This is a genomic window from Bacillus sp. P4_D3, from assembly GCF_056401855.1.
On the sequence record NZ_JBFUIN010000872.1, the window covers coordinates 1 to 1,171 of the forward strand.

General features: G+C 34.7%; 2 protein-coding genes and 1 pseudogene. All 3 read right to left on the reverse strand.

The annotated features are described in order from the left end of the window. Positions 1 to 140: pseudogene (locus AC1DTM_RS27550) on the reverse strand (DUF3887 domain-containing protein); the annotation flags it as partial. Further along, a complete protein-coding gene (locus AC1DTM_RS27555) occupies positions 137 to 820 on the reverse strand; it encodes a YhfC family glutamic-type intramembrane protease (RefSeq protein ID WP_016105209.1) in 684 nt (227 codons plus the stop codon). The pseudogene AC1DTM_RS27550 and the gene AC1DTM_RS27555, both read right to left, overlap by 4 nt. Before the next feature lie 93 nt (positions 821 to 913). Beyond that, on the reverse strand, positions 914 to 1,171 hold a 258-nt coding region (locus tag AC1DTM_RS27560), incomplete at its 5' end, for a GHKL domain-containing protein (RefSeq protein ID WP_477001382.1).

The following is a 1,171-nucleotide window of genomic DNA, read 5'->3' on the forward strand; positions in this document are numbered from 1 at the left end:
GATTCATTTAGTAACGTTACAATTTCTTCCGCTTTCGGAATAAACTTTTTTGAAGTACTTTCATCTACTTTATTACCAGTACATGCTGCAAGTGCGAACGCCGCAATAGCACTTATAATAATGAGTAACATTCTTTTCATTTTAATACACCCTTTCTTTTTAAGATGAAACTATAACTAAATACAAGTAACGCACAAATTGCTATTGTAACTTCTACAGTAAATATAGCCCTATCTGCTGGTACGTATAGCGGGATGATACCTGCTAGTGCATTTACAGTCCCATGGATGAAAATTGCATATACAACATAACGAAATTTCTTTTGGACAACAGCTTGCAATACAATGAATGACAGACCGACATGGATTAACATCGCAAAGATACGTTCCACTCCACCGACAAAATAACTATCCGTATTTCCGCTAACTGTTTGCGATAATAATAGAGATACTACTGGAATACCGACTATCAACACAGCTTCAATACCACCGTGCCCTACTCCGAATAAAAATCCTGACTGCCAATCTCGTTGTTTCATAAAATAGCGCATTGCGATAAAACGAGATATCTCTTCAAAAATACCTGCTGATAAACCGAGTGCAATCGCAAACAATACTGGCTGCATTGCACTGAACATTGAAAAAGCTATGCTATTTCCATTTAAATAATTCAGTATTGGTATACGGATTAAAATTTGTGATACAACAAATGCCAATACGCCTAGCATATACGGGATATAGCGTTTCTTCCAAAAAGCATATAAAAGTGCAACAAGCGGTAACCCTATACTTATAAACGCTGTAAAAATAAGACCATTCATCTCGTTTCACCTCTTACTTGAAGTGTATAAAAACGATTGAAGAAAGTATGTAGTTATTTCTTATTCGGTTTGATCTCCATCATAAATGGTTATCTATTTTTTTAGTATGAAAGTTTGCGTGAAATGAGGACTCATATAAGTCGTTTCTAGCGTTGCATTATTCGTTTTATTTATAATACGTTTTAATGAGAATAACCCATATCCTCTGCCCTCTTCTTTACTCGAATAGTTCTTCTCATAAATTTTTTGCAAATCAATCTCTTTATAATTGGAGCTATTACGAACAACAAAATATTGCTCTGCATCCATTTCAAAAAAGGCAATTTGCAGTACCTTTTCCTCACTATGTAC